Raw genomic sequence first — 24,737 nt, 5'->3', positions numbered from 1 at the left:
CCGATGCACAGCGGGATCAGGGGATAGATATTGTCACTGTTTGCCTGCGTGACTTGTTAACACACACAACTCGATAGCGCCGAGTTTGAGGTATCGCACAGCAGCGTCGGTATCAGCACGGGCGGCCTAGGTGCACAGGATCTGCTGAAAAATGCCGTGCAGAATCTGGCGGCCAATGGTCTGGGCGCGGATGGCAGCGATGGGAAGGCTTCCGGCACCACCTATGCCGCTTTCTCACCAGGGTCGCTGATTATTCGCGATCAGGCCAATCAACAGCAGGATGTTAGTGAGCTAAGCCGCGATGTCGAGCACGCTAACCAAAGCATCAGCCCCATCTTCGATAAAGCGAAGGAACAGCAGCGCCTAAGCCGATTGCGCTTAATTGGTGATGTTGTGAATCAGGCTGTCGATATTACCCTCACCCAAGGCCAGATTATGGCGAACAATGCAGGAATTAAAGAAGCTGGGGAGTGGGATGGTAAAGAAAAGCGTGATGTTTACTGGAATCGAGTCAAAAACACAGAAGCTTATAAAAGCGTGAGTGACCAGTATAAGGCAGGGGGTGATCTTGACCGTGGAGTTCGAGCTGCTGCGGCTGCAATGACTGCTCTGGCTGGTGGAGACCCAGCAAAAGCGCTAGCCGCCGGAGCTGCGCCTTATATGGCTGGAGTAATCAAAGGCATGACTGTAGGTTTTGATGAAAACCCTACAGCCGGTCAAATTGCGGCAAATGCCATTGGACATGCTGTATTAGGTGGTGTCGTTGCGGAATTGTCAGGAACAAATGCTGCTGCAGGCGCCATAGGCGCGGCGAGTGAAGAACTCGCTGCACGTGCTATTCGTGAATATTTATACCCTGGTGTTAAAACGGAAGATCTCAAACCAGAAGAGCGCACAAAGATTAGCAATCTGGCATCACTAGCAGGAGCCCTTGCTGGCGGGCTCAGCACGGAGACTTCTTCTGGTGTTATCACTGCACATGATTCCAGTAAAAATGCCGTGGACAACAATGATTTGTTAAGCCCTGGAATGATGTCCTGGGGTTCTGGTGCGGTGTCACTCGCCAAATATGAGATTGAGCAGGGTAAAACACCTGAGCAGGTCAGTGAATCATTACGCATCTATAACAGAGGCACCCTTTCCGAGAATCAGGATCCGGTCAGAGCATTATTGCAAGCCTGGGGCTTCTTTATGGTTAATGCCCTGACACTCGGTGGAGGGAGTACAGTGACGGGAGGAGCAATCACAGTCAATGGAATCATCGGTGGTGCAGCCAATATTAATAATCAGGTAATAACGATGAAACCGGGTGAAAAAATAAGTTACACCGATGCTTTAATTGCTACAGGCGTCAGCGCCGTCACCACTGGGAAGAGCTTCCTAGCAACCCAGGCTTGGGGGATGAGCGGAGCCTATGTTGGCAGTAAAATTAAGGGTGACCAAGATTCTACTGGGGCTGTTACTGGCGCTGGTGTCGGTAACGTTGCCGGTGCCACTACGTCGACCATTATCAGTGGCGCAGCGGGTACGAAATTGCCGAAACCTGCCGCAGATATGCTGGGAAGCACTTTTGGAGCCGCGGTTTCTGAAGGGACAGGGACGGTAATCCAGAAAGCAATTGATAAGAAACCACAGGATCAACAAGGAAAATAAGCCGTGAGTACAAAAAAACCTGGCTTTAGTACGCTTTTATTTCTGATGGGAGGCTGCTTCCTGGCGCTCTCCTGCACGGTGGCACTTGTCCATTTTGGGGTATGGCTCTACTACCAGTTTATCCTGCAAATGCCATCAGGTATGCAGTGGCAGCCATTACTGGCTCAGGCTCTGCGAATTGGCATCGCTTCAGGGCCAGTGATTGGCCTGGGTGTTTGGATACATATGCGCATGGAATACAGTAAAGGAGATAAACAGTGAAACGGTTGCTGCGTTCTGCGAACGCAGCGGTCATTCTGATCGCTGCAGGCTGTGCCTTTACTCCAGACCATACTTTTTTCGTTCCCCCACCTCAAAGTGCTCATGCTCCATGGCTGAGAATTGTCGATAACACTGAACAAACCAGCCTTTATCAAATGGTCAATGGTGAGAGCAAAGGTGGCCTGATACGATCCAGTGAGTGGGTATTACAGAATACAGTGGATCGGGGGATGCCAAAAGTTGCCGGAGAGAAATACAATATTGACTACTACGAAACACAACTCATTGCAGGTGCAGAAACCGAAGTCGTCAATGTTTACGTTGAAGGTAAGCATACCTGCCTTGTGGATACTTATTTCACGCCGGAAGAAGGGAAGTTTTATCAGTTCCAACTGGAAACCGATACATTGCGGTTCCGCTGTCGCGTTCATGCCAGTGAAATAGTGAAAGACAGTAATGGTCTGTGGCAGTTGAAACCATTAAATACGGTACGCTACACAGCCAAAGAAGGCAGTGGCTGGCACCTGATGCACAGTGGCATTTAATTTTAAATATCAAACAGATAAATCAGCATGGTTCTGAAGGCGAAGATTATCTTGTTGGCTATGAAGGTAACACGAAAATGAGTGATTACTTCCGCTTCTTAACACCTACGGTTTATGGTTCGATAGCCGATTTTCCCAGCGAACTGCGTCATGGCATTGCCGTATCCGATGTAGCCGACTTCACAACGGTGAGAAATACGATATCGANNGTTCCCGGCGTGGAAACCGCTATTGAAAATGTGTACGTCGAAAGTAAATACACCTGCCTGATTACCACCCGTTTCATTCCGGAAAAAGGCAAGAAATATGAATTCCAGTTGGAGACCGATACGCTGCGTTACCAGTGCCGTGCCATTGCCAGCGAGATCGTGCAGGACAGCAATGGTCAATGGCAGCGCATACCACTGCAAAACGTACGCTATAGCGCGAAAGAAGGAAATGGCTGGCATCCGATGCACAGTGCGATCGGATCATAGAGATTGCAGCAAAAAAGCCGCGCGACATTATCCACTTTCGACCCAGTCGTAGGGTGGATAACGTCAGCGAAAGCGTATGACCGATGGCAAATTACAGGTGACGAAAGCGGTTCTGAACGCCAAACGTTTCCGAGGTGACATAGCGCTCGATGTTACGCAGGCGCTGTTCGCTGGCCTGCAATGTCGCGTCCGCCTCATTCAGCAGTTGGTTGGGCGTTCGGGTCACCTTTTCATCCTCTTCTACCATTCCCGCCGGAGCCGGATCGAGCATAAAGGTCAGGATGATATAAGCCACGATGGTGAAAAAGAACAGGCCGAAAAACATCGACAGCACCACGATTATCCGCAGGAGCTTCACCGGCACGTCAAAATAACGCGCTAAACCAGCACAAACCCCTTTCAGCATGCCTTCTTCCGGTATGCGGTATAACGTTTTACCTGACCGCGTATTTTTCATTACGAGTTTCTCCAGTCCGGGTGTTCTGCATCCAGAATATCTTCCAGCGCTCTGATACGCTCACGCATGCGGTTGGACTCTTCCGTTAAGCGTGTCAGACGTTGCATATCATTTTGTCCCAGTTGAGCACTGTTTTTACGCTGGCTGTAATGTAGCCAAAGCCATATCGGTGCCACAAACAACATGAAAATGGTCAACGGAATGGCAAGAAACAACGCACTCATTGTGTCTCCTTAGTTATTATTCACACGCTGGTGGCTGCCGTTTTCTCACAACAGCCATCCGATGGCGTTTATGCTTTATTCGTCTTATTACTCTGCTGGCTTAACTTTAGCTTTAAGTGCCGCCAACTGCGCGCTGATCTCATCGTCCGCTTTCAGTTCGGCAAACTGCTGCTCCAGCGATTTTTGTTTGCCTAGCCCGTGGCTTTCGGCTTCCGCTTCCATCGTGTCGATACGGCGCTCGAACTGATCGAAACGTGCCATCGCTTCGTCCAGCTTACCGCTGTCCAACTGGCGGCGCACATCACGCGATGATGCCGCAGCCTGATGGCGTAACGTCAGCGCCTGCTGGCGAGCACGCGTTTCACTTAATTTGTTTTCCAACTCGCCGATTTCACGCTTCATACGCTCCAGCGTTTCATCCACACTGTCGGCTTCATGCTGCAACACCGCAATCAAGTCGGTCAGTTTTTGCTTCTCAATCAGCGCGGCACGAGCCAGATCCTCTTTATCTTTACGCAGCGCCAGTTCCGCTTTTTCCTGCCATTGATCTTGCTGACCGTGCGCTTGTTCAATGCGGCGGGCAATCTGTTTCTTTTCTGCCAACGCCCGCGCCGAGGTTGAACGCACTTCAACCAACGTATCTTCCATTTCCTGAATCATCAGCCGCACCAATTTCTGCGGATCTTCTGCTTTATCCAGCAATGAATTGATATTGGCGTTCACGATGTCAGCAAAACGAGAAAAAATACCCATAATTACATCCTCTTCATGATTTCCAGCGTCTGATTACGCCTGATTTATCACCGTGACCAGCCGAGCCAGTCGCGATTTCCCTATAGATACATCAATAAACATGCCAACTTTTAATTTCTTTTAACTAATTGAAAATAAAGAAATAGACAATTTTGACTATTTCCCTTTTTTCGTTAAATTAGTCAAATACGCTAATAATTAGTAAAAATGACACGGTAGAACATCATGCTTCAGGAAAAAGAGAACCTGCTGGGCGAAGCCAATAGTTTTTTAGAGGTACTGGAACAGGTATCACAGTTGGCACAGTTAAATAAGCCGGTACTGGTAATCGGCGAACGCGGTACGGGTAAAGAGCTGATTGCCAGCCGCCTGCACTACCTCTCCCCCCGCTGGCAAGGGCCATTCGTTTCTCTCAACTGTGCGGCACTCAACGAGAATCTGCTCGACTCCGAGCTATTTGGTCACGAAGCCGGTGCCTTTACCGGCGCGCAGAAACGTCATCTGGGACGCTTCGAGCGCGCCGACGGCGGAACGCTATTTTTGGATGAGCTAGCCACCGCGCCGATGCTGGTGCAGGAAAAATTATTGCGGGTGATCGAATACGGCATGCTGGAGCGCGTTGGCGGCAGAGATCAGCTACAGGTTGACGTGCGGCTGGTGTGTGCAACCAATGACGATTTACCTGCGCTTGCCGCGAGCGGTAAGTTCCGTTCCGACCTGCTCGACCGTCTGGCCTTTGACGTTGTGCAGCTTCCGCCGCTGCGCGAACGCCAGCAGGACATCATGCTGCTGGCCGATCACTTTGCGATTCAGATGTGCCGCGAATTACATCTGCCGCTGTTTCACGGTTTCACGCCCGCCGCGCGCCAGACACTGCTGAATTACCGCTGGCCAGGCAATATCCGCGAGCTGAAAAACGTCGTTGAGCGTTCGGTGTATCGTCACGGCGACAGCGAACAACCTCTTGATGCCATCATTCTGAATCCCTTCCGTCGCCCTCCCGCCGTTCAGGATATTTCCTCACAGGCGACAATCGGCCTGCCGGATTTACCACTGGACATGAAGCCGTGGCTGCTGGAACAAGAGAGAAGCTTGATCGAACGGGCATTGAATCAGGCAAAATTTAACCAGCGTAAAGCCGCTGAGCTGCTGGGATTAACCTATCACCAGTTGCGTGGATTGCTGAAAAAACACGACATTGCGATCAATGAGTGAGAAACGGGAAAGAAAAGGCGGGCGAATTCACACCCGCGCAGTAAAGGGTTAAAAAGAGTAAATGAATTAGTCGGTTAACAGCGCGCTATTACGGCTCCACACCCCAGACCAGCGTACCTTTATCATGTACGGTGATCTTATCCCAGTTGGTGTAGCTCGTGACATTAGCACCGTATGAATAGTCATTCGTTTCATTCACGTTGCTCCAGTCACCAGCGTGGATACGCACCTGTACTTCACCGGTTTCCGCGCCAGGCTGAAGAGAACCGGCCCCGCTGCTGAAGGTCACCAGAACGTAGCGGTTAGCCTTATCGGTGCTGGCGGCAGGGGTGCCTGTGCTGGTCACGATGTTTTGCGGACCGACGTTCGCCCAGTCAACAAAGAGGTTCGCACCAGGTTTGCCATCATCATGGAAGTAGTAGCGCACTTGCAGATCGCTCAGTTTGATCGGCGTACTTCCAGTATTTTTAATGTTGACAGCCATACGAATCGCATCATCGGAAGGGTTGTTATCCACATTTCGATATTGCAGTACGATGTCGCCCGTGGTTCCACTACCTGGATTAGTCGGTTCCGTTGGCGTAGTCGGTGTATCACCGCCGCTTAAGTTCGCCGCCGCACGAATCTGCTCTCTGACAAATTTCCCTGACGTTGACAGATTTTGCTCCGTCCAACCGCCTGATTTGCTCGCTCCCGGCGCCAGCGCAGCGGAGGCCTCGGCTTTGTCGGTAAGCGACCAGTTCACCCAGCTCACGCCACGGTTGTTCAGGAAATCGATCCAGGTCTGCGATTCAGGCAGGAACGGCCCGCCCCCACCGGATGCATCGCTGGTGCCCCACTCGCTGACAAAAATCGCCGCGCCGCGGCTTTGTGCATAGTCAATGCGGTCGCGCAGGAACTGCCCGTGCGTGCCTGCATAGAAATGTAGCGCGTACAGCGTATTCGGATCGGGCAACTGATTATCCGCCGCGTCATGGATATCCTGACTCCAGGTACCCGTACCAACGATAATGAGGTTATCAGGATCTTTACTACGGATAGTATCAGTCACTTCCAGTGCATAAGGCCGAATCTGTCCGTTCCATGTCACGCCGCCATTGGGTTCATTGGCGATTTCATAAATCACGTTCGGCGAATTACCGTACAACCCCGCCATTTCGGCAAAGAAGGTTTTTGCCTGTGCTTTATAAATATTAGGATCGTTGTCCGACAAGATGTGCCAGTCGATGATGATGTAAACACCGAGGCTTTGTGCCGCTGCAACGGCCTCTTTGACTTTATTGGCAAGGGAAGGATTAGCGATATAGCCACCGTCTGCCGTATACATCGCCACCCGGAATACGTTAATCCCCCAGTCGTCACGCAGCCATTTCATCGAATCTTTGTTGACGTAGTCACCAAACCACTGCAAACCGTGCGAACTGACCCCTCTCAGTTGCACCCTTTTTCCCTGTTCGTCCACCAGTCGTCCATTTTCAATGGACAACTGACCATGCGTTTCCACCGGCGTGGCGGATAATGCTGAGAAACTGAGCGACATGCCCAGTGCTGCGGTTACTACACCTAACGTCAATTTCCTGACGAATTGATTCCTTCTGATCCACATATTCCTTATCTCCATTGTGAACACCCATGATCTTGGGTACAGGCATGATAAGGGAGATTTTCGTTCCCGCAAACAATTTAGGAAACATCCCAATGATATTGATTTTATTAATTATTTAAAGAAAAATAGAAAGCAAGATAAGTATTTGCGAGGGCATTTTGCAGGCGAAAAAAAAGCCAGCACATAGGCTGGCTAAAATAATACTGGAAGCAATGTGAGCAATGTCGTGCTCTCCTTCAGTGCCTGCGAGAAGCCACCGCCGAAGTGCGAAAATGATGATAATGGTTATCAGTATCACCTGTAAAGCACTTTGTTGAGAATTTTTCTCATTTCCATACTGACTATGGGGTTCCTGCCGATGTCATTCACAGCAGAAATACCGGTAGAATAGGATGATTTCTCTCCCCTCTGCTGACCGTGTTGGTGGTTTAAACGGTTGGAAAGTCGCCAGACGCGCATAACAAGAGTGGGGAGGATGCCAAGAGTGCGATACACTCTGTATATAACCGTATTGACTGAAAAATCCCGTATGTTCGGAAAAACCTGTTTCGCACTGGCATTCACCTGGCTGGCATTGCCTGCACTGGCCGCCCCGACGTCCGTGCCAACGTCACCTGCTTCGCTGGAAAATATTCGCCAGAGCGGTTTTGTCTATTGTGTCAATGATGTCCTGAACACATTTAACCCGCAGATGGCGCGCAGTGGTGTCACCATTGATACACTAGCGGCGCAGCTTTACGATCGTCTACTGGATGTCGACCCTTATACCTATCGTCTGATGCCAGAACTGGCCCAACGCTGGGAAGTGCTGGACAATGGTTCGACATACCGTTTCTATCTGCGTCGCGATGTGCCGTTTCAGCACACCGCCTGGTTCAGCCCGACCCGCAATATGAACGCCGATGACGTGATATTCAGCTTCCAGCGCATGCTGGACGAAAAGCACCCGTATCATGATGTCAACGGCGGCGAATACCCCTATTTCGACAGCCTGCAATTCGCTGATTCGGTGCAAAGCATCCGTAAGCTGGGCGAGTATAGCGTTGAGATCCGCCTTAACAGTCCGGATGCCTCTTTTTTATGGCATTTGGCTACACACTACGCCCCGATTTTGTCCGCAGAATACGCACAACAGTTGACAGAAGAAGATAAAAAAGAGCTGTTAGATCGCGAACCGGTCGGCACTGGGCCTTACTTACTCAACCAATATCGTCATGGGCAATATATCCGGCTGATACGCAATGGAAATTATTGGCGCGGTTTGCCACGTATGCGGCAGGTGGTTGTCGATCTCGGTTCCGGCGGTACGGGACGTTTGTCCAAACTGCTGACGGGCGAGTGTGATGTTCTCGCCTATCCGGCTGCCAGTCAGTTGACGATTCTGCGTAACGACCCCCGTCTGCGTCTGTCGTTGCGCCCCGGCATGAACGTCGCCTATCTGGCCTTTAACGTGCGTAAACCGCCGTTGGACGACCGCCGCGTGCGGGAAGCCATCGCGCTGGCGATCAATAACGACAGGCTAATGCAGTCGATTTATTACGGCACGGCGGAAACGGCCGCGTCTATACTGCCCCGTGCATCGTGGGCATACGACAATGAATCACAGATTACGGAATATAACCCGCAAAAAGCCCAGCAAATCTTGCAGGAACTGGGGCTGACTAACCTCAGCCTGCGCCTGTGGGTGCCCAGCGCCTCACAATCTTACAACCCCAGCCCATTGAAAACCGCAGAGCTGATACAGGCCGATCTGGCGCAAATTGGCGTCACCGTGACCATCGTGCCGGTGGAAGGCCGTTTCCAGGAAGCGAAGCTCATGGAACTCAGCCACGATTTAACGCTGGCAGGCTGGGCAACGGACAGTAACGACCCAGACAGCTTTTTCCGCCCGCTGCTAAGCTGCGCGGCAATTCGTTCCCAGAGCAACTACGCGCACTGGTGCGATCCTACGTTTGACGAAGTGCTGCAAAACGCGCTCTCGTCACAGCAGCTTTCTAAGCGGATTGACTATTATCAACAGGCACAGCGTATTCTGGCGGAGCAACTACCTGTGCTGCCGCTGGCGTCGTCATTGCGACTGCTGGCCTACCGCTATGATATGAAAGGGCTGGTATTAAGCCCCTTCGGCAATGCCTCATTCGCGGGCGTCTTCCGCGAGGATCAACATGCGCAGCAGAAACCCTCTGCACCGGAAACCGTGGAGGAAGCACAGCCGTGATTATTTTTACCTTGCGACGTCTGGTGTTACTGATAGTGACACTGTCACTACTAACGCTGATTGGCTTTAGCCTCAGTTACTACACGCCCAACGCCCCGCTCAACGGCGCGGCGCTGTTTGATGCCTATCATTTTTACCTCACCGGCCTGCTTCAGGGAGATTTCGGTCGCTCCAGCATTAACGGACAAGCTATCAGCGAGCTGCTGAAAGAAGTGTTTCCAGCCACGATCGAGCTTTGTCTTCTGGCGTTTGCGCTCTCGCTGCTGGTCGGGATCCCGCTGGGCATTACCGCTGGCGTGATGCAGAATCGCGGCGCGGATATTGTGATCAGCACGCTAGCGCTCATTGGTTTTTCCCTGCCCGTGTTCTGGCTGGCGCTGCTGCTGACGCTGTTTTTCTCGTTGCACCTCGGCTGGTTGCCGGTTTCAGGCCGCTTCGACCTGCTCTATCAGGTGAAAACCGTCACCGGATTTGCCTTGATTGACGCCTGGCTGTCAGATTCTCCCCATCGTAGTGAAATGATCGTCAGCGCTATTCGCCACCTGATTCTGCCGATTACCGTGCTGGCCGTTGGGCCGACGACCGAAGTGATCCGCCTGATGCGCGTCAGTACCACGGAAATTATCAGCAAAAACTACATTAAAGCGGCGGCAACCCGCGGACTGTCTCGCTTTACGGTCATTCGCCGCCATCTGATTCATAACGCGCTACCACCGATTATTCCCAAACTGGGATTACAATTTTCCACGATGCTGACGCTGACGATGATTACCGAAGTGGTCTTTAACTGGCCGGGAATTGGCCGTTGGCTGGTCAATGCCATTCGCCAGCAGGACTACGCGGCGATTTCTGCGGGCGTCATGGTTGTCGGCGCACTGGTCATCACGGTCAACATCCTGTCTGATATTTGGGGTGCTATGGCAAATCCGTTAAAACACAAGGAATGGTATGCCCTTCGATAACGTGTATAGCGAAAAACGGTTGCCTAGCCGACTGGGCGATACCTGGCGCGCATTCCATCAGGATATGCTGGCGATGATCGGGCTGTACGGTTTTCTGATCCTGCTCGGTCTGTGCCTGTTCGGCAAATTTCTCGCACCTTATGAAGTTGACCAGCAATTTTTGGGCTATCAATTGCTGCCCCCTTCCTGGTCACATTATGGCGAAGTGTCGTTCTTTCTCGGCACCGATGATTTAGGCCGCGATCAGCTAAGTCGCTTATTGAGCGGTGCAGCGCCGACCGTAGGCGCGTCGCTCATCGTCACCTACGCAGCGGCGCTGTGCGGCATCGTACTGGGCGTTTTTGCAGGCGTCACCCGTGGGCTGCGCTCTGCGATGCTCAATCATATTCTGGATACGCTGCTGTCCATTCCGTCGCTGCTGCTGGCGATTGTGGTCATCGCTTTTATCGGCCCCAAGCTCGAACACGCGATGCTCGCCGTTTGGCTGGCACTGCTGCCGCGCATGGTGCGTACTATCTACAACGCCGTACACGATGAAATGGATAAAGAGTATGTGATCGCCGCTCGTCTCGACGGTGCGTCCACGTTTTATCTGGTGTGGTACGTGGTGCTGCCGAATATCGCCGCGCTGCTGGTTTCCGAGTTTACCCGCGCGCTGTCGATCGCCATTTTGGATATCGCCGCGCTGGGCTTTCTCGATTTGGGTGCACAGCTACCGACGACCGAATGGGGGGCTCTGCTTGGCAACTCCCTGGAGTTGGTTTATGCCGCACCGTGGACCGTGATGCTGCCCGGCGCGGCTATCGCGCTGAGCGTGTTAATCGTCAACCTGCTGGGCGACGGCATCCGCCGCGCGCTCGCCGCGGAAACGGAATAAGAGGCGACGACTCCCTATGCCATTACTTGATATCCGTAACCTGACGATTGAATTCCTGACCCCCGACGGCGCGGTAAAAGCCGTCGACCGCGTCAGCATGACGCTGAGCGAAGGGGAAATTCGCGGGCTAGTGGGCGAATCCGGCTCAGGTAAAAGCCTGATCGCCAAAGCCATCTGTGGGATCACCAAAGAAAACTGGCGCGTGACCGCCGATCGCTTCCGCTTTGATGATATCGACCTGCTGCAGTTGTCGTCGCGCGAGCGACGTAAACTGGTCGGCCATAACGTCTCCATGATTTTCCAAGAGCCGCAATCCTGTCTCGATCCGTCCGAGAGTATCGGGCGGCAGTTGGTGCAGGCGATTCCAGGCTGGACGTACAAAGGCCGCTGGTGGCAGCGATTCAACTGGCGCAAGCGCCGCGCTATCGAACTGCTGCACCGCGTCGGGATTAAAGATCACAAAGATATTATGGGCAGCTATCCCTACGAGCTAAGCGACGGCGAGTGCCAGAAAGTGATGATTGCCATCGCGCTGGCGAACCAGCCGCGCCTGCTGATTGCCGATGAACCCACCAACGCGATGGAATCCACCACGCAGGTGCAGATTTTCCGCCTGCTGTCGCGCCTGAACCAGAACAATAACACGACGATTCTGCTCATCAGCCATGACCTGCAAACCATGAGCAAATGGGCTGACCGGATTAACGTGCTTTATTGCGGGCAAACAGTGGAGAGCGCCACCTGTGAAGATTTGATCACCGCGCCGCGCCATCCTTATACGCAGGCGCTGATTCGTGCAATGCCCGATTTCGGCCGCTCGCTGCCGCACAAAAGCCGACTCAACACCCTGAACGGGGCGATTCCGTCGTTAGAGCACCTACCGATTGGCTGCCGGCTTGGCCCGCGCTGCCCGTATTCACAAAAGCAGTGTATGCAAACGCCGCCGCTGCTCTCCGTTAAGAACCACTTATATGCTTGCCACTTTCCGCTCAACATGGAGGAACCGTGATGGTTGAGATGCTGCTTGAAGCCCGCAACCTGACCAAGACGTTCCGCTACCGGACCGGGCTGTTCCGTCGTCAGCATGTTGAGGCGGTGAAATCCGTCAGCTTTACGCTGCGCGAACGGCAAACGCTCGCCATTATCGGTGAGAACGGTTCGGGGAAATCAACGCTGGCTAAAATGCTGTCGGGCATGATCGCGCCGACGTCCGGCGAGCTGGTTATCGACGATCATCCGCTGCACTACGGCGATTACCGCTACCGCAGCCAACGCATCCGCATGATCTTTCAGGATGCGAGCAATGCGCTCAACCCGCGCCAGCGCATTGGGCAACTGCTGGACGTCCCGCTGCGGCTCAATACCGATCTCAGCGCCGAAGCGCGCGAAAGAGCGATTAATCAGGCGCTGCATCAGGTTGGGCTACGGCCCGATCACGCCTATTATTATCCGCATGCGCTTGCGCCAGGGCAAAAACAGCGTGTCGGTCTGGCACGCGCGCTGATTCTGCAACCAAAAGTGATTGTCGCCGATGAGGCGCTGGCGTCACTGGATATGTCTATGCGGTCACAGATTATTAACCTGATGCTGGAGTTACAGGAAAAGCACGGTATCTCTTATATTTACGTGACGCAGCATCTGGGCATGATGAAGCATATCAGCGACCAGATTCTGGTGATGCAGGCAGGCGAAGTGGTCGAACGCGGCAGTACCGCCGATGTGTTGTCCGCCCCGCTCCATGACCTGACGAAACGTTTAATTGCCAGCCATTTCGGCGAAGCGCTCAGTGCCGATGCCTGGCGACGCGACGGCGCACAACGTTAATCTCCGCGCACCACGGCGGTATCCCCGCGACAGCCACAGGGCTGTGGAAAAAGGCGGATACTGCTCGGAGTACCCCTACCGTCCCCAACATGGTAGAATCGCGCGGTTTATTCATCTCGGTCGCCACTTGCCGCGTAGGTTTACCGGCACCGAAGTGGCGATCGCAGCAACAATGATCACAAGGATTACTGCTATGGGTTTTCTTACCGGTAAGCGCATTCTGGTAACAGGTGTTGCCAGCAACCGTTCTATTGCCTACGGTATTGCACAAGCAATGCAGCGCGAAGGTGCCGAACTGGCCTTCACGTATCAGAACGACAAATTGAAAGCACGCGTTGAAGGCTTTGCCAGCGAGCTGGGTTCCAGCATCGTTCTGCCGTGTGATGTCGCTGAAGATGCCAGCATCGAAGCACTGTTTACCGAACTGGCTAACGTATGGCCGACCTTTGATGGCTTCGTGCACTCTATCGCTTACGCACCGGGCGACCAACTGGACGGTGACTACGTTGATGCCGTGACCCGTGAAGGTTTCAACATCGCTCACGATATCAGCTCTTACAGCTTTGTTGCGATGGCAAAAGCCTGCCGTAAAATGCTGAACCCGAACTCTGCGCTGGTTACCCTGTCCTACTTGGGTGCTGAGCGCGCCATCCCGAACTACAACGTGATGGGTCTGGCAAAAGCGTCTCTGGAAGCGAACGTGCGTTACATGGCGAATGCGATGGGTGCTCAGGGCGTGCGTGTTAACGCCATCTCTGCGGGCCCGATTCGTACACTGGCTGCGTCTGGCATCAAAGATTTCAAGAAAATGCTGTCGCATTGCGAAGCCGTTACGCCAATCCGCCGTGTCGTGACCATTGAAGACGTGGGCAACTCTGCTGCGTTCCTGTGTTCCGATCTGGCTGCCGGTATCTCCGGTGAAGTTCTGCACGTTGACGGCGGTTTCAGCATCGCTGCAATGAACGAGCTGGAACTGAAATAAGTCATCAAAAGTAGCCTGTCATTGATAGGCTACTTTCCTTTTTCGGCTATAACACCTAGATGGTGCTGCTCGGTTAAGTCAGGTAAGACAATACGCTTGTCACGTCTCTCTGGACTAAATATCCCTTTAGTAAACAGATTGTTACTCTTGTTTTTCAATGCTAACGGCCACCGAATAATCCGTATCCAGCAATTCAAACGTATGACACCGCTGCGAAGAGAAAATAATTTCTCGTGCTTTTGTCACAAATATCGCTTCGATATCCGGCTGGTTTTGTAGAAATTCAATACCCGCGTTCACGCCCATGCCATAGAGCAGCGTGGTGTAGATATCGCCGTCGAGAGAATCATTCGAGATAACCGTGACGCTGTGCAGTTCATTATCCAGCGGATAACCCGTTTTGGGATCGAGAATATGGTGGTATATATGGTCATCCACGGTAAAAAAGCGTTCATAGACGCCGGATGTCACCACGGATTTGTCCTTCACCTGAATGATGCCCAGCAGGCTATCGCGATCTGCGAAAGGCTTTTGCAATCCGACGTTCCATAATCCCTGCTCATCCGTCAACGCTTTACCGATAGCCAGCACGTTTCCCCCCAGATTGATCAGCGCATCCTGAATCGCATGTTGATGCAGAACGTCCCGGACGATATCGGCAATATACCCTTTCGCGATCCCGCCCAGGTCTATCTCCATTCCCGCGCTTTCCAGCAACACCGCGCAGTCCTGTTCTCGGAGAATAATGCGCTCGGGATGCGTTAATGCCAGCGCCCGTTGTATCGATGCGCAGTCAGGCACCGTGCTGCCGCTAAAACCGATTTTCCACAGTTTGACGACGGGGCCAATCGCCACATTAAAAGCACTATTTTCCATCAGGCTCACCGCTTTGGCGCGTTTAATCAGCTCAAAGACAATCGGGCTGACCGACACATACGCTTTGCCCGCCGCATGATTGATGCTCATCACTTCCGACTGCGCTCGGTTGACGGTTAGCTGAGCTTCAAGTTGCTTGATGCGTTGGAAAACCTGCCTGACGGCGGTTTCATCATGGACAAACAGTTTGAGCAGAATGGGGCTGCCCATCAGGTGAACGGAATAGACGTAAGCATTATCGACAGAAGGCATACCGTGACTCCCATGGACGATTTCGGTACAGAGAGGAAATGGCAGGAAAACCGCGAGCGCCCTTTGAGACGCTCGCCATCAGCCTTACTCTTTTATCACGTTCTTTTCTATCACTTACTCTGCGACCAGTATCGGCTGCTTTTCAGCCGTTTTCGCCGCCGCTTTCGCAAATCTTGCTTTACGTGCCTTCGTTGGAAAAACGTCCGAACGACGCGGTGCTCGCGCATAGGCCGCCGCCTGAATCCCCGCCTGAATACCGAAGATAATGATATCCGCGACGGCGTTGCCACCAATGCGGTTCGCACCGTGAATACCGCCAACCACTTCCCCTGCGGCATACGCTCCGGAGATCGTCTCTTTATAACGGTTCAGCACTTCTGCCTTCTCGTTGATGGTAACGCCCCCCATCGTATGGTGTACGCCCGGCGCTACCTTAATGGCGTAGTAAGGCGCCTGATTCAGCGGGTCACGCATCCCCGTCGTGCGGCCAAAGTCCTCATCGTGCTTATCGGCAATAAAGGCATTGTAGCGCTCGAATGTGACATGTAGCGCAGCCTGTGGCATAGCGAGTTTGTCGGCCAGTTCCGCAACGCTGCCCGCGCTAACGGTCAGCCCTTGTGCGACATACTCTTCGACCGCCCGATTGCGGCTTCTCACCTGCTCGTCAAACAGGATGTACGCATAGCCTTCCGGCAGATTCACGATGGCTGAAGAGACATTATCCCGCGTTTCCATTTCGTTAAAGAAGCGTTCCCCGCGCTGTGACACCAGAATTGCCCCGCCGCCGCGAATGGATTCGGAAATCAGATAAGACGTCGTCTGTTCAACCGTCGGATGGGTCTGAATTTCCCCCATATCCACCGTATCTGCGCCGATCTGTTCCAGCAGGCGAATGCCGCCGCCCGTTGCGCCTTTATGGTTGGTGGTGACAAAGCCTTTCAGGTCTGGGCGGTATGACTCCACCATCGCCTGATTAGCACTAAAACCGCCCGTGGCGACAATCACCGCTTTTGTCGCAACCAGGCTCTCTTCCTGCTCCTCATTGACGATTCTGACGGCACTAACCTTGCCTTTTTCCTGAACAATTTCGGTCACCGACGTTTCCAGCAGCACCTCAATGTTGTATTTATTGAGGCTTTTAATCAGCCCGCTGACCAGGTAGCCGCCCACCGCGGCACCGTTGGCAGGCCGATGCGTTCTGTCTACGCTCATGCCGCCCGTCGTGGTGATATCGCTCAGTTCAATATCGTGCTGCGCCAGCCAGTTAATCGCGTCAGACGCATGATCGACGAAGTATTGCACCAGCGCAGGATTGTTCTTCTGTTTGCCGCTTTTCAGCGTTTCGTCATAGAACAGCGCTTGGCTATCTTCAATACCTTTATTTTTCTGGAAGACGGTGCCTGCCGCATTCATACCGGCAGAGGCCTTGATGGTATTGCCGCCGATGACGGGCATCTTTTCAATGACGATAACGCGCGCGCCCGCTTCGCTGGCCTGAATCGCTGCCGCCAGCCCCGCGCCGCCGCTGCCAATGACCACCACATCCGCCTCGCGACGCGCATCCGGATTACCGCCGTCGGCAATAATGGCATCTTTGCTCGATTTCACCATCGCCTTGGTAACGGCTTTTTTAATTGCTTCACTCTGCGCCGTTGCGCCCGTTACGGCATCAACGTGAGGACTATTGGTATCCAGAATGCGCTCGCGGATAATCTCAAAACTGATTTTCAGTGAATCATCAATTTCGCTATTCTCCAACGCAATATCGGCGACCCGATTCTGCTCAAAATGAACCTGAATTCGCAGCTCGCCACATTCATCCTGAACGTTTTCCTGATAAACCCCGGATTTAAATTTTTTGCCGGTTAAATTCACGTCCCGAATCATGGCTTCAACTAATGAAAAACGCCACAGCGGTTCAGGGATCGTTAATGCTTCACGTTTATCGCTGGCAATATAAAGCTCGAGTTTTTCCTGCTCGGCAATGCGATCCGTCCAGTCTGGATAAGCAATACAGGCTCTGCCGACGGCAATCAGATCATAACCATTTTCCAGCGCCGCGTCGGCGTCTGCCTGATTGACAATATCTCCTACGCCAATAACCGGAATCGCCGCTAATGTCGCGGAACGGCGGGCAACGTATTTTTTAATCAGCGGCGTCGGATCGTTTGTTTCGACAATCGATGAACGCAGAATATTTCCCATAGAGAAGTGAACGTAATCCAGCCCGCGTGCCGCTAATTTTTCCAGCAAATAGAGTGAATCATCAAAATGAATACCAGGTTCTTCGATCTCTTCCGGTGAGAAACGATAGCCGATAATGAATGAAGAATCGGCGTATTTACCGGCAACATCATGGGCAATATCCAGAACGGCCAGCGGAAACGCCGCACGTTTATCACGGCTGCCGCCCCATTTATCTGTGCGCCGATTAGAGTGAGGTGAATAAAACTGTTGGATCAGGTAGGTGTTCGCGCCGTGAATTTCCACGCCATCAAAACCCGCCTGAATGGCACGATGAACGGCATCGCCAAACTTGCCGATCATGGCATCAACCTCATCGCCCGATAGCGCGACCGGAACGATGGCACCCGCGCGCGGCGCGGCAATGGCACTCGGCGCCACGGGTGTCGCACCACCGATAAAACGCGGTTCGACCATACGGCCGCCGTGATAAATTTGCAGAATTGCCGTCGAGCCTTTCTCTTTAATCGCCGTCGCAATTTTAGCCAGCCCGGCAATTTTGTCGTCGTTGTCTATTCCTATCGCGCCGGGAAAAGCCAACCCTTTGTCATCAATAAAACAGCATTCCACAATCACGGTGCCGATGCTGCCTGCTCTGGCCTGATAATATTCCACCAGCTCTTTGGTCACGCTGCCATCATAAAATCCACTACAGGTGGTCATGGGCGCCATCAGTACCCGATTTTTCAGCGTCGTGCCGTTGGGGAGTGTAAACGCAGCAAATAAATCATGGTGACTATTCTTCATAATGAATACTCCACTTAAAATAAAATCCTGTTCGAAAAGGCCATGTTTTTCTTTTAATCATTAATTCTTCTGGCTGATAATTTGCGAACTTATTACTTACCAAGTATCTATTTTTTTTGATGTTATAAAATGTTTTCTTACTATTTAAACTATTTTGTAGATCCGATTTTATTAGGGGTATTCGCACAACTCTTTTTTATATTTAATATTCCATTCACTTCATTAACATCTCCTTATCCTTAAAATAACCAATCGGATATTATTGATATTCTGCATAACAAAAAAAACGCCCCGGTAAACAATAAGACCGGGGCGCAGCAGGAAGAAATAGGATGACTATTGATGCTGATAGGTGTCCGTGTGAACGCCGTTGATGTATAACTGGCGTTGCTCGCCCGCGGGCAGGCGTAGCGTCGCGTGCCGCCAGGCAGGCTGATATCGCCCTTCCGGTGTGAACGTCACGTCAATCCGTTGGTTATCCGTACGGATTTCCCAGCGTAACCACAGCGCGTTACCTTCACGCCATTGCCATGTTTCGCCATCGTCTTCAAACAGCAGCCCGCTGTCCGTGCCGCCAGCAACGGGTGGAAAGAGCAGGAATTCACGCTGGTCATCTTCATGCGGGCTGACGTGCGCCGTTCGTCCCGATAGCGGGATCATCGCGCCCGCGCGCACCAGCAATGGAAGTCGCTCCAATGGCGCGTCCAGAACAATCGTTTGTCCGCCGCTGAACCACTGGCCGGAATGGAAATCGTACCAGCCTGACGTATTCGCCGGCAGGTACACCGTGCGCTGGCGCTGCCCCGGTTCCACCACGCTGGCAACCAGAATGTCTCGCCCCAGCATGAAATCATCGGTTTCTGCCAGCGTCGCGCTGTCCTGCTCGTGGTCGAGGAACGTCGGGCGCAGCATCGGCTCGTCGTCTGCGCTGGCTTGCCACAGTAAGGTGTAAAAATACGGCAACAGACGATAGCGTAGCTCAATAGCGCTGCGAATCGCTGGCGTCACCGCAGGATACATCCACGGCTCGTTCACCGTCTGGTCGTCATTCCAGGAATGAATGGTGAAACGCGGGTGCATCACGCCGTTTTGTACCCAGCGTACAAACAGCTCGGCGTCTGGCTTGTCGCCCGAAAACCCGCCGACGTCGTGCCCGACATTAAATAGACCAGACAGACTCATCCCTACTCCCATTCGGGTGTTGTAGCGCAGCGTCTGCCAGTTGGTGCGGTTATCGCCGCTCCAGGTCTGCACATAGCGCTGCATTCCTGCACAGCCGGAACGGGAGATCAGATAAGGGCGCAGCGTCGGCGCAAAGCGCTGCTGCGCCTCCAGCGAGGCGCGCATCATCAACAGCGGCATCAGCGGGCGAATGTGTTTGATCGCCATCGTTTCGCCGAAGCCGTGACAGCGGGCTTCGCCATCCCAGACTTCATATTCGTTATTGTCATTCCACGTTGAATCAATCCCTTTCTCCAGCAGTTGCCGGGTGACGTTTTCCTGCCACCACGCCACCGTTGCCGGGTTGGTGAAATCAAGGTGCGAACCTTCATCGTCCCAAAAACTGGAGCGCTCTGGCACATCGGATTCGGAATCAAGGATAAACAGCCCCTGCGCCGATACCTCGTCATATTTCGGGTGATCTTGCAGTAAACAGGGTTTGATATTGGCAGCCAGCTTGAGGCCCGCAGCATGAAAGGCCTGCGACATCACCTCCGGCTGAGGGACTTTGTCGTAGTTCCAGTTAAACACATAGCGCTTATTGTTAATCGACGTGTAGCCCGACGAGAGTTGAAACGAATCACACGGAATGTTGTGCTCACGGCACAATGCGATGAATTTCATCAACTGCTGCTGCGCATCGGGCGCATCGGTGTAATGCATGGTGGATCCGCTGTAGCCGAGGCTCCACTTTGGTCCAAAGAGCGTTTTACCTGTCAGGCGCACGAACGCTTTCGTCACATCCAGCACGCGTGGCCCGATAAACAGGTAATAGTCAAGATCGCCCGCCTCCGCCTGATAGCGCCGATAAGCCAGATGATAGTTATCGATTTCATTGCCGAGATCGAGCCAGGTCGTGCTCAGATTATCGTAAAACAGGCCGAAGCTGACATCGTCACGTCGGGTAATGGTAAACGGAACATGCTTATACAGCGGATCGGTGCTCGCCGCGTTGTAGCCCATCGCATCCAGATTGCGGAACTCAAACCGGCGTCCGGTGCGTTCAAGATCGCCCGTTTTCTCACCCAGCCCGTAATAGCGTTCCGTCGGAAAACGGCGCTGATAGTGCGCCACGCCGTCACCGTGTGAGTTGAGCAGGTAGGCGCTGGTGGGTCGATCGGCGGCAAACGGCTGCCATTCGCCCTGTTCGTCACAGTATTCCCACGCCAGCCACAGCGGCTGATGAATCGTAATGCGCATCCGCGCGGTGCTGATACGCAGCGCATCGTCCAGTTGTTCCAGCGAGAATCCCGGCAGGCTGAAACCGTCGCTGCTTTCGCGGCTGCGCCCTTGCCAGGGGACATCCTGCTGCGGCGCAATGCTCCAGGTGCGGTTCAGCTTCAGTTCGCCATGCTGTTTAACCAGCACGCGGGCCAGCATCGGTTCCAGCACGTACAGACGGAAAACATGTTTATCATCCACCAACAACTCAACATGATCGGCGCTCTGATGACGAAACACCCAATTTTTCAACGTTTTCATACAGCGTCCTTTTCAGGAAAGAATAAACTCGTCGTTATGCTTAATGCAGGTCCCTTAAGCCCATTTTTAGGAGAAACACGGGGATGAGGTTCCCTCAGGGAAGCCTCGCCCCGTGGTCGCTCCGTGTATCTCGCGTCTTAAACGAATGGCATAATCCGTTATGCCTGTGGCCGCGTTTGCCCACGACGTTCAGCAATAAACGCGATCAGGAAGACGGCACCGATCAGATCGAAGAATCCCATCGCGACAAATAGCGGGTTAAACCCGATTTTGTCGGCGGTGACGCCAATCAATAGTGAGAACAGGAAGCTGGCAATCCAAGCAAATGAACCGCGCATTCCGTTCACGGTTGCCATTTGCCCTTTATCAAACGATTCCACCACCAGTGCGCTCAACATGCAGGAGATCACCTGATGGCCGAATCCGCCGATGGAAATCAGCAGAATCGCCACCCAGGGATCTTTGCTGATAGCCACCAGCGCCAGCGATAACATCAGGAATGCGCCCGTTACCGAACTGGCCACAATCGAGTTGACGCGCGAGCAGCCAAACCAACGGACGTAAAGTCGAGTGAGGTAGCCGCTGGCGACGCTGCCGAGATCGGCGGCAAGAAACGGCAGCCACGCGAACATCGCAATTTGTTTCAGATCCATACCGCGTTCATTCGCCAGATAAAGCGGCACCCAAAAACTGAGCACCGCCCACGCGGGTTCCGCCATAAAGGCGGGGATCGCAATACCGTAAAAACGTTTGTTTTTTGAGACCGTTTTCAACGCGGTGAAGAAAGGCAGTTTGACGGGAGGCGCTTCGTTGTCCTGGCGAATGAAATCCAGCTCCTCGCGGCTTAAATTCGGGTGTACTTCCGGATTATGGTAGAACAGCCACCACAGCACCACCCACAGCAGCGCTAGCCCACCGGTGAAGATAAAAGCGCCCTGCCAGCCCAGATAGGCATGTGCAACGACGATGATCGGCGGTGCCAGCATCGCGCCGATAGAGAAGCCCACACCGGCCCACCCTGCCGCAATCGGACGTTCCTTTTTCGGGAACCACTCACCCAACGTTTTCGCATTCGCCGGTGTCGCCGCAGCTTCTGACGCGCCCATAAAGAAACGCAGGATCGCCAGATGCAGCCAGCTTCCCGCCCCCGCGTGGAAGATGCACATCAGCGCCCAGATTGTGGCGCAGATCATAAAGCCCATTTTCAGACCGATGACATCGATCAGCCAGCCGCAAATCGGCTGAAAGATGGTGTACGCAAGCTGGAATGTGCCCACAATCCAGGAATATTGCTCGGTGGTGATACCCATCGTGGTTTTCAGCTCTGGTGCCAGAATGCCCAGCGAGTTACGCGTGATGTAATTCACCGTAACGCCAAGCAAAAACAGGCCAAGAACCCACCAGCGTAAATTTCTGAACGTCCGTTTACCTTTAGTAGCGATGGAGGACGAATTGATGTCGAGACTCATGGTGACTCCTATACAGGAAAGTAGGGTTACATTGGTCTGATATCTCGGCGTAATTTTTATATTTATCGCCTATCGAACAATCAAACCGTTTTCATATCATTGTATTTATTAACTTAATCCTTTTTTTATCACGTCTAACCATCAGTAATTGGTTTACCAAATCGAGAGTAGAACAATTGAAAATCGTGAAACACTCACTTTTTTGAAAACATTTTCATGCTATGGTCAAAATGCAATCAAAAAACCGGTTATAGCGCCTGAAAACAGGCGATAAGTAACAATGAAAATTTTGTCATTTTCGAAGGTGAACGGGATCACAAAATGAAAGGAAACCTGAAAATACGTGAAATTGCGCAGCGGACAGGCTACTCGATCAGTACGGTTTCACGCGTATTGTCTGGTCAGTCCAATACCAGCGAGCATGCAAAGGCAGACATTCTCAACTGCGCCCGCCAGTGCGGTGTATTGGCCGATCTCGCCAATGGCCGTCTGCTCTTGAACGGGTTAACAATCTTCGCTCCACCGCGCGCGTTTGATATTCGGTCAGACATCTTCTATCACAAGGTGGTGCAGAGCATCATTGATGCCCTGAAGCCACACGATGTGCGAGTGCGGTACTGCGGGCTGGAGGAAAACGACAGCGATGCGGCGCTCTTTTTAGACAAAATGCGCGATCCCGCCACGGAGGCGGCGCTGCTGATCGGCATTGACGATCCCTATATTCACGCGTTGGCGGCAGACAGCGGTAAGCCCTGCATATTGATTAACTGCATTGACCGCAAGATGCGATTACCGGGTGTCGCGCCGGCACATCGGTTAATTGGCGAGTTCTCCGCTCACTATCTTTTTGAGCAAGGGCACCATGATGTATTGACGCTGCAGTGCCTGCGTCGCTACACGATGGAACTGCGTCTGGACGGGATTCGCGATGCCTATCAGCACCATAATCTGCCGTTTTCCTTTGAGGATAATTTGCTGGCGTTAGATAATTTCAGCACGGCGGATGCCGAACAGGCGATGACCGCCTTTTTAGCCCGCTGCCCGCGAGATAAATGGCCTACGGCTATTCTCGCAGGCGGTGATTTCATCGCGGTCGGGGTGGTGAATGCGCTGCATAAGGCAGGATTGCGCGTACCGCAGGACGTCTCGGTGATGAGTATGGACGGCTTCAATCTGTCGGCCATTCACGATGTGCCGCTCACATCAGTACATGTGCCGCGCGAGGCGCTGGGTGAAGAAGCCATCAGGCTGTTGCAATATCGACTGATCCGCCCCGAAGCCCCGATTGGCAACATCCTGCTCAACGGTACGCTGGTGGTACGCCAGTCCGTCAGGCGGCTACGCGCCAGTAAATCGGTCGCACCAGTTCAGGATGAAAGCCTTTACGACTGAGTGTGTAACCATTGCTGTACCACATCAAAGAAGTTCTGCGCCAGCGGCGTCGCTCTGCCTGCCTGTGCGACCACAACCGCCGCACGACGGTGCATGGGTGGAAATTGCAGCGGTCGCAGCGCTAACGCAGGCGTCATTTCTGGAATGAGGCTGCCACGGGGAACAATGCCGCATCCCAGCCCGACATAAACGCTTTGGATCAGTTGCAGGATAGACGCGCTTTCCACTTTGACCCACGGCAAGACGCCCATTTCACGGAAATGGCTATCCAGATAGCGACGGAAATAGCGGCTGGCTTCCGCCAGACAAAGCGGCACATCGGAAAGCGCAGCCAGAGGCAGCGGCGTGTCCCCGACTAACTGCGGGAAATGGTGAGGATGGAACAACAGATCAATGCCCTGCTCCGTCAGAGGCGATGCCTGAAAGTGCAGTTCCTGTAGCGTCGAAAATTCAAAAAAACCGATGCCGACATCCACCGAATGCGCATTCAGCGCTTCCAGCAGTTGATCCGCACTGAATAGCGAGATCTGAAAATCCAACTGCGGATAGACCTCGTTGACCGCCACCAGCAGACTCGACAGCGCAATACTGCTTTGCGGCACCGCACCGATGCGCAGCACGCCGCTGACGCCGCGCTTCAACGACGCGACTTCCAGTTTCAGCCCCTGATACACCGAGACGATTTCCCGCGCCCAGGCCAGCACCCGCTCACCTTCGGCGGTAAAGCCTTCAAAATTGTTACCCCGGTTGATGAGCGGCAGATCCAGCTCTCGCTCCAGATTTTTCAACCGCATGGAGAGCGTGGGTTGACTGACAAAACTGGCTTCCGCGGCCCGGCCAAAATGGCGCTCTTTCTCCAGATTGCACAGGTATTGCAGTTGCTTAATATCCATCGTCAGGCTCGATCGTCAGACACAGTAGTGGGTAAGCGGTAAGTATACCTTGATAAACCGCCTCTATCCCACCATAGCCGCATTTGATTAGACGGGATCACCGACCAC

21 protein-coding genes are annotated in these 24,737 nt (G+C 53.0%); 12 read left to right on the top strand and 9 right to left on the bottom strand.

What is annotated here, in order from left to right; translation table 11 throughout:
• The first annotated feature begins 156 nt into the window (after positions 1 to 156).
• The 4 genes from H0247_RS12320 to H0247_RS20025 all read left to right on the top strand — a co-directional run bounded on the left by H0247_RS12320 (position 157) and on the right by H0247_RS20025 (position 2,935).
• The gene (locus tag H0247_RS12320) at positions 157 to 1,653 is read left to right on the top strand and encodes a VENN motif pre-toxin domain-containing protein (RefSeq protein WP_370463333.1); all 1,497 of its coding nucleotides are present in this window, start codon (positions 157 to 159) and stop codon (positions 1,651 to 1,653) included.
• Between the two features lie 3 nt (positions 1,654 to 1,656).
• Positions 1,657 to 1,914, top strand: coding sequence for a hypothetical protein (locus H0247_RS12315; protein ID WP_180742784.1), 258 nt, complete (start codon positions 1,657 to 1,659; stop codon positions 1,912 to 1,914).
• Positions 1,911 to 2,459, top strand: a complete 549-nt coding sequence (locus tag H0247_RS12310; RefSeq protein WP_370463332.1) for a hypothetical protein — start codon at positions 1,911 to 1,913, stop codon at positions 2,457 to 2,459. The genes H0247_RS12315 and H0247_RS12310 overlap by 4 nt, the downstream gene beginning before the upstream one ends.
• 77 nt (positions 2,460 to 2,536) lie before the next feature.
• Complete coding sequence (locus H0247_RS20025) at positions 2,537 to 2,935, top strand: hypothetical protein (protein ID WP_370463331.1); 399 nt, start codon at positions 2,537 to 2,539, stop codon at positions 2,933 to 2,935.
• A gap of 91 nt (positions 2,936 to 3,026) precedes the next feature.
• On the opposite strand, the gene pspC is transcribed toward H0247_RS20025, so the two are convergent.
• From pspC to pspA, 3 genes are all read right to left on the bottom strand, one after another.
• A complete protein-coding gene (gene pspC / locus H0247_RS12300) occupies positions 3,027 to 3,392 on the bottom strand; it encodes an envelope stress response membrane protein PspC (protein ID WP_180742783.1) in 366 nt (121 codons plus the stop codon).
• Positions 3,392 to 3,616, bottom strand: a complete 225-nt coding sequence (gene pspB / locus H0247_RS12295) for an envelope stress response membrane protein PspB (RefSeq protein ID WP_180742782.1) — start codon at positions 3,614 to 3,616, stop codon at positions 3,392 to 3,394. Before pspB ends, pspC begins: the two co-directional genes overlap by 1 nt.
• Positions 3,617 to 3,703: 87 nt before the next feature.
• The gene (gene pspA, locus H0247_RS12290) at positions 3,704 to 4,369 is read right to left on the bottom strand and encodes a phage shock protein PspA (RefSeq protein ID WP_180742781.1); all 666 of its coding nucleotides are present in this window, start codon (positions 4,367 to 4,369) and stop codon (positions 3,704 to 3,706) included.
• Between the two features lie 225 nt (positions 4,370 to 4,594).
• On the opposite strand from pspA, the gene pspF reads away from it, so the two are divergent.
• Positions 4,595 to 5,584 carry a phage shock protein operon transcriptional activator gene (pspF, locus tag H0247_RS12285; RefSeq protein ID WP_180742780.1) on the top strand — a complete coding sequence of 330 codons (990 nt, stop codon included), beginning with the start codon at positions 4,595 to 4,597 and terminating at the stop codon, positions 5,582 to 5,584.
• Between the two features lie 88 nt (positions 5,585 to 5,672).
• Here pspF and H0247_RS12280 read toward each other — a convergent pair whose 3' ends face one another.
• Positions 5,673 to 7,190 carry a cellulase family glycosylhydrolase gene (locus H0247_RS12280; RefSeq protein ID WP_180742779.1) on the bottom strand — a complete coding sequence of 506 codons (1,518 nt, stop codon included), beginning with the start codon at positions 7,188 to 7,190 and terminating at the stop codon, positions 5,673 to 5,675.
• Between the two features lie 529 nt (positions 7,191 to 7,719).
• Between H0247_RS12280 and sapA the strand changes: the two genes are divergently transcribed.
• From sapA to fabI, 6 genes are all read left to right on the top strand, one after another.
• Positions 7,720 to 9,408 (top strand): ABC transporter substrate-binding protein SapA, encoded by a 1,689-nt coding sequence (gene sapA, locus H0247_RS12275; protein WP_180742804.1) that lies wholly within the window; start codon positions 7,720 to 7,722, stop codon positions 9,406 to 9,408.
• A complete protein-coding gene (gene sapB, locus H0247_RS12270; protein ID WP_180742778.1) occupies positions 9,405 to 10,370 on the top strand; it encodes a putrescine export ABC transporter permease SapB in 966 nt (321 codons plus the stop codon). Before sapA ends, sapB begins: the two co-directional genes overlap by 4 nt.
• The gene (sapC, locus tag H0247_RS12265; protein ID WP_180742777.1) at positions 10,357 to 11,247 is read left to right on the top strand and encodes a putrescine export ABC transporter permease SapC; all 891 of its coding nucleotides are present in this window, start codon (positions 10,357 to 10,359) and stop codon (positions 11,245 to 11,247) included. The genes sapB and sapC overlap by 14 nt, the downstream gene beginning before the upstream one ends.
• A gap of 16 nt (positions 11,248 to 11,263) precedes the next feature.
• On the top strand, positions 11,264 to 12,256 hold the full coding sequence (gene sapD / locus H0247_RS12260) for a putrescine export ABC transporter ATP-binding protein SapD (protein WP_180742776.1): 993 nt from the start codon (positions 11,264 to 11,266) through the stop codon (positions 12,254 to 12,256).
• A complete protein-coding gene (gene sapF, locus H0247_RS12255) occupies positions 12,256 to 13,071 on the top strand; it encodes a putrescine export ABC transporter ATP-binding protein SapF (RefSeq protein WP_010276730.1) in 816 nt (271 codons plus the stop codon). Before sapD ends, sapF begins: the two co-directional genes overlap by 1 nt.
• Before the next feature lie 193 nt (positions 13,072 to 13,264).
• Positions 13,265 to 14,053, top strand: a complete 789-nt coding sequence (gene fabI, locus H0247_RS12250; protein ID WP_039351636.1) for an enoyl-ACP reductase FabI — start codon at positions 13,265 to 13,267, stop codon at positions 14,051 to 14,053.
• 141 nt (positions 14,054 to 14,194) lie between these two features.
• On the opposite strand, the gene H0247_RS12245 is transcribed toward fabI, so the two are convergent.
• The 4 genes from H0247_RS12245 to H0247_RS12230 all read right to left on the bottom strand — a co-directional run bounded on the left by H0247_RS12245 (position 14,195) and on the right by H0247_RS12230 (position 22,344).
• On the bottom strand, positions 14,195 to 15,181 hold the full coding sequence (locus H0247_RS12245; RefSeq protein WP_180742775.1) for an FAD:protein FMN transferase: 987 nt from the start codon (positions 15,179 to 15,181) through the stop codon (positions 14,195 to 14,197).
• 114 nt (positions 15,182 to 15,295) lie between these two features.
• Positions 15,296 to 18,172, bottom strand: a complete 2,877-nt coding sequence (locus H0247_RS12240; protein WP_180742774.1) for a flavocytochrome c — start codon at positions 18,170 to 18,172, stop codon at positions 15,296 to 15,298.
• Positions 18,173 to 18,508: 336 nt separating this feature from the next.
• Positions 18,509 to 20,875 carry a TIM-barrel domain-containing protein gene (locus tag H0247_RS12235; RefSeq protein ID WP_180742773.1) on the bottom strand — a complete coding sequence of 789 codons (2,367 nt, stop codon included), beginning with the start codon at positions 20,873 to 20,875 and terminating at the stop codon, positions 18,509 to 18,511.
• Between the two features lie 158 nt (positions 20,876 to 21,033).
• On the bottom strand, positions 21,034 to 22,344 hold the full coding sequence (locus tag H0247_RS12230; RefSeq protein ID WP_180742772.1) for an MFS transporter: 1,311 nt from the start codon (positions 22,342 to 22,344) through the stop codon (positions 21,034 to 21,036).
• Positions 22,345 to 22,665: 321 nt separating this feature from the next.
• On the opposite strand from H0247_RS12230, the gene H0247_RS12225 reads away from it, so the two are divergent.
• Positions 22,666 to 23,736, top strand: coding sequence for a LacI family DNA-binding transcriptional regulator (locus tag H0247_RS12225; protein WP_180742771.1), 1,071 nt, complete (start codon positions 22,666 to 22,668; stop codon positions 23,734 to 23,736).
• Here the strand turns inward: H0247_RS12225 and H0247_RS12220 are convergent.
• Complete coding sequence (locus H0247_RS12220) at positions 23,727 to 24,629, bottom strand: LysR family transcriptional regulator (RefSeq protein ID WP_180742770.1); 903 nt, start codon at positions 24,627 to 24,629, stop codon at positions 23,727 to 23,729. The genes H0247_RS12225 and H0247_RS12220 overlap by 10 nt on opposite strands.
• Positions 24,630 to 24,737: the final 108 nt, after the last annotated feature.

Source organism: Pectobacterium sp. CFBP8739, assembly GCF_013449375.1.
GTDB lineage: Bacteria > Pseudomonadota > Gammaproteobacteria > Enterobacterales > Enterobacteriaceae > Pectobacterium.
This window is presented reverse-complemented; position numbering and strand designations above follow the sequence as displayed.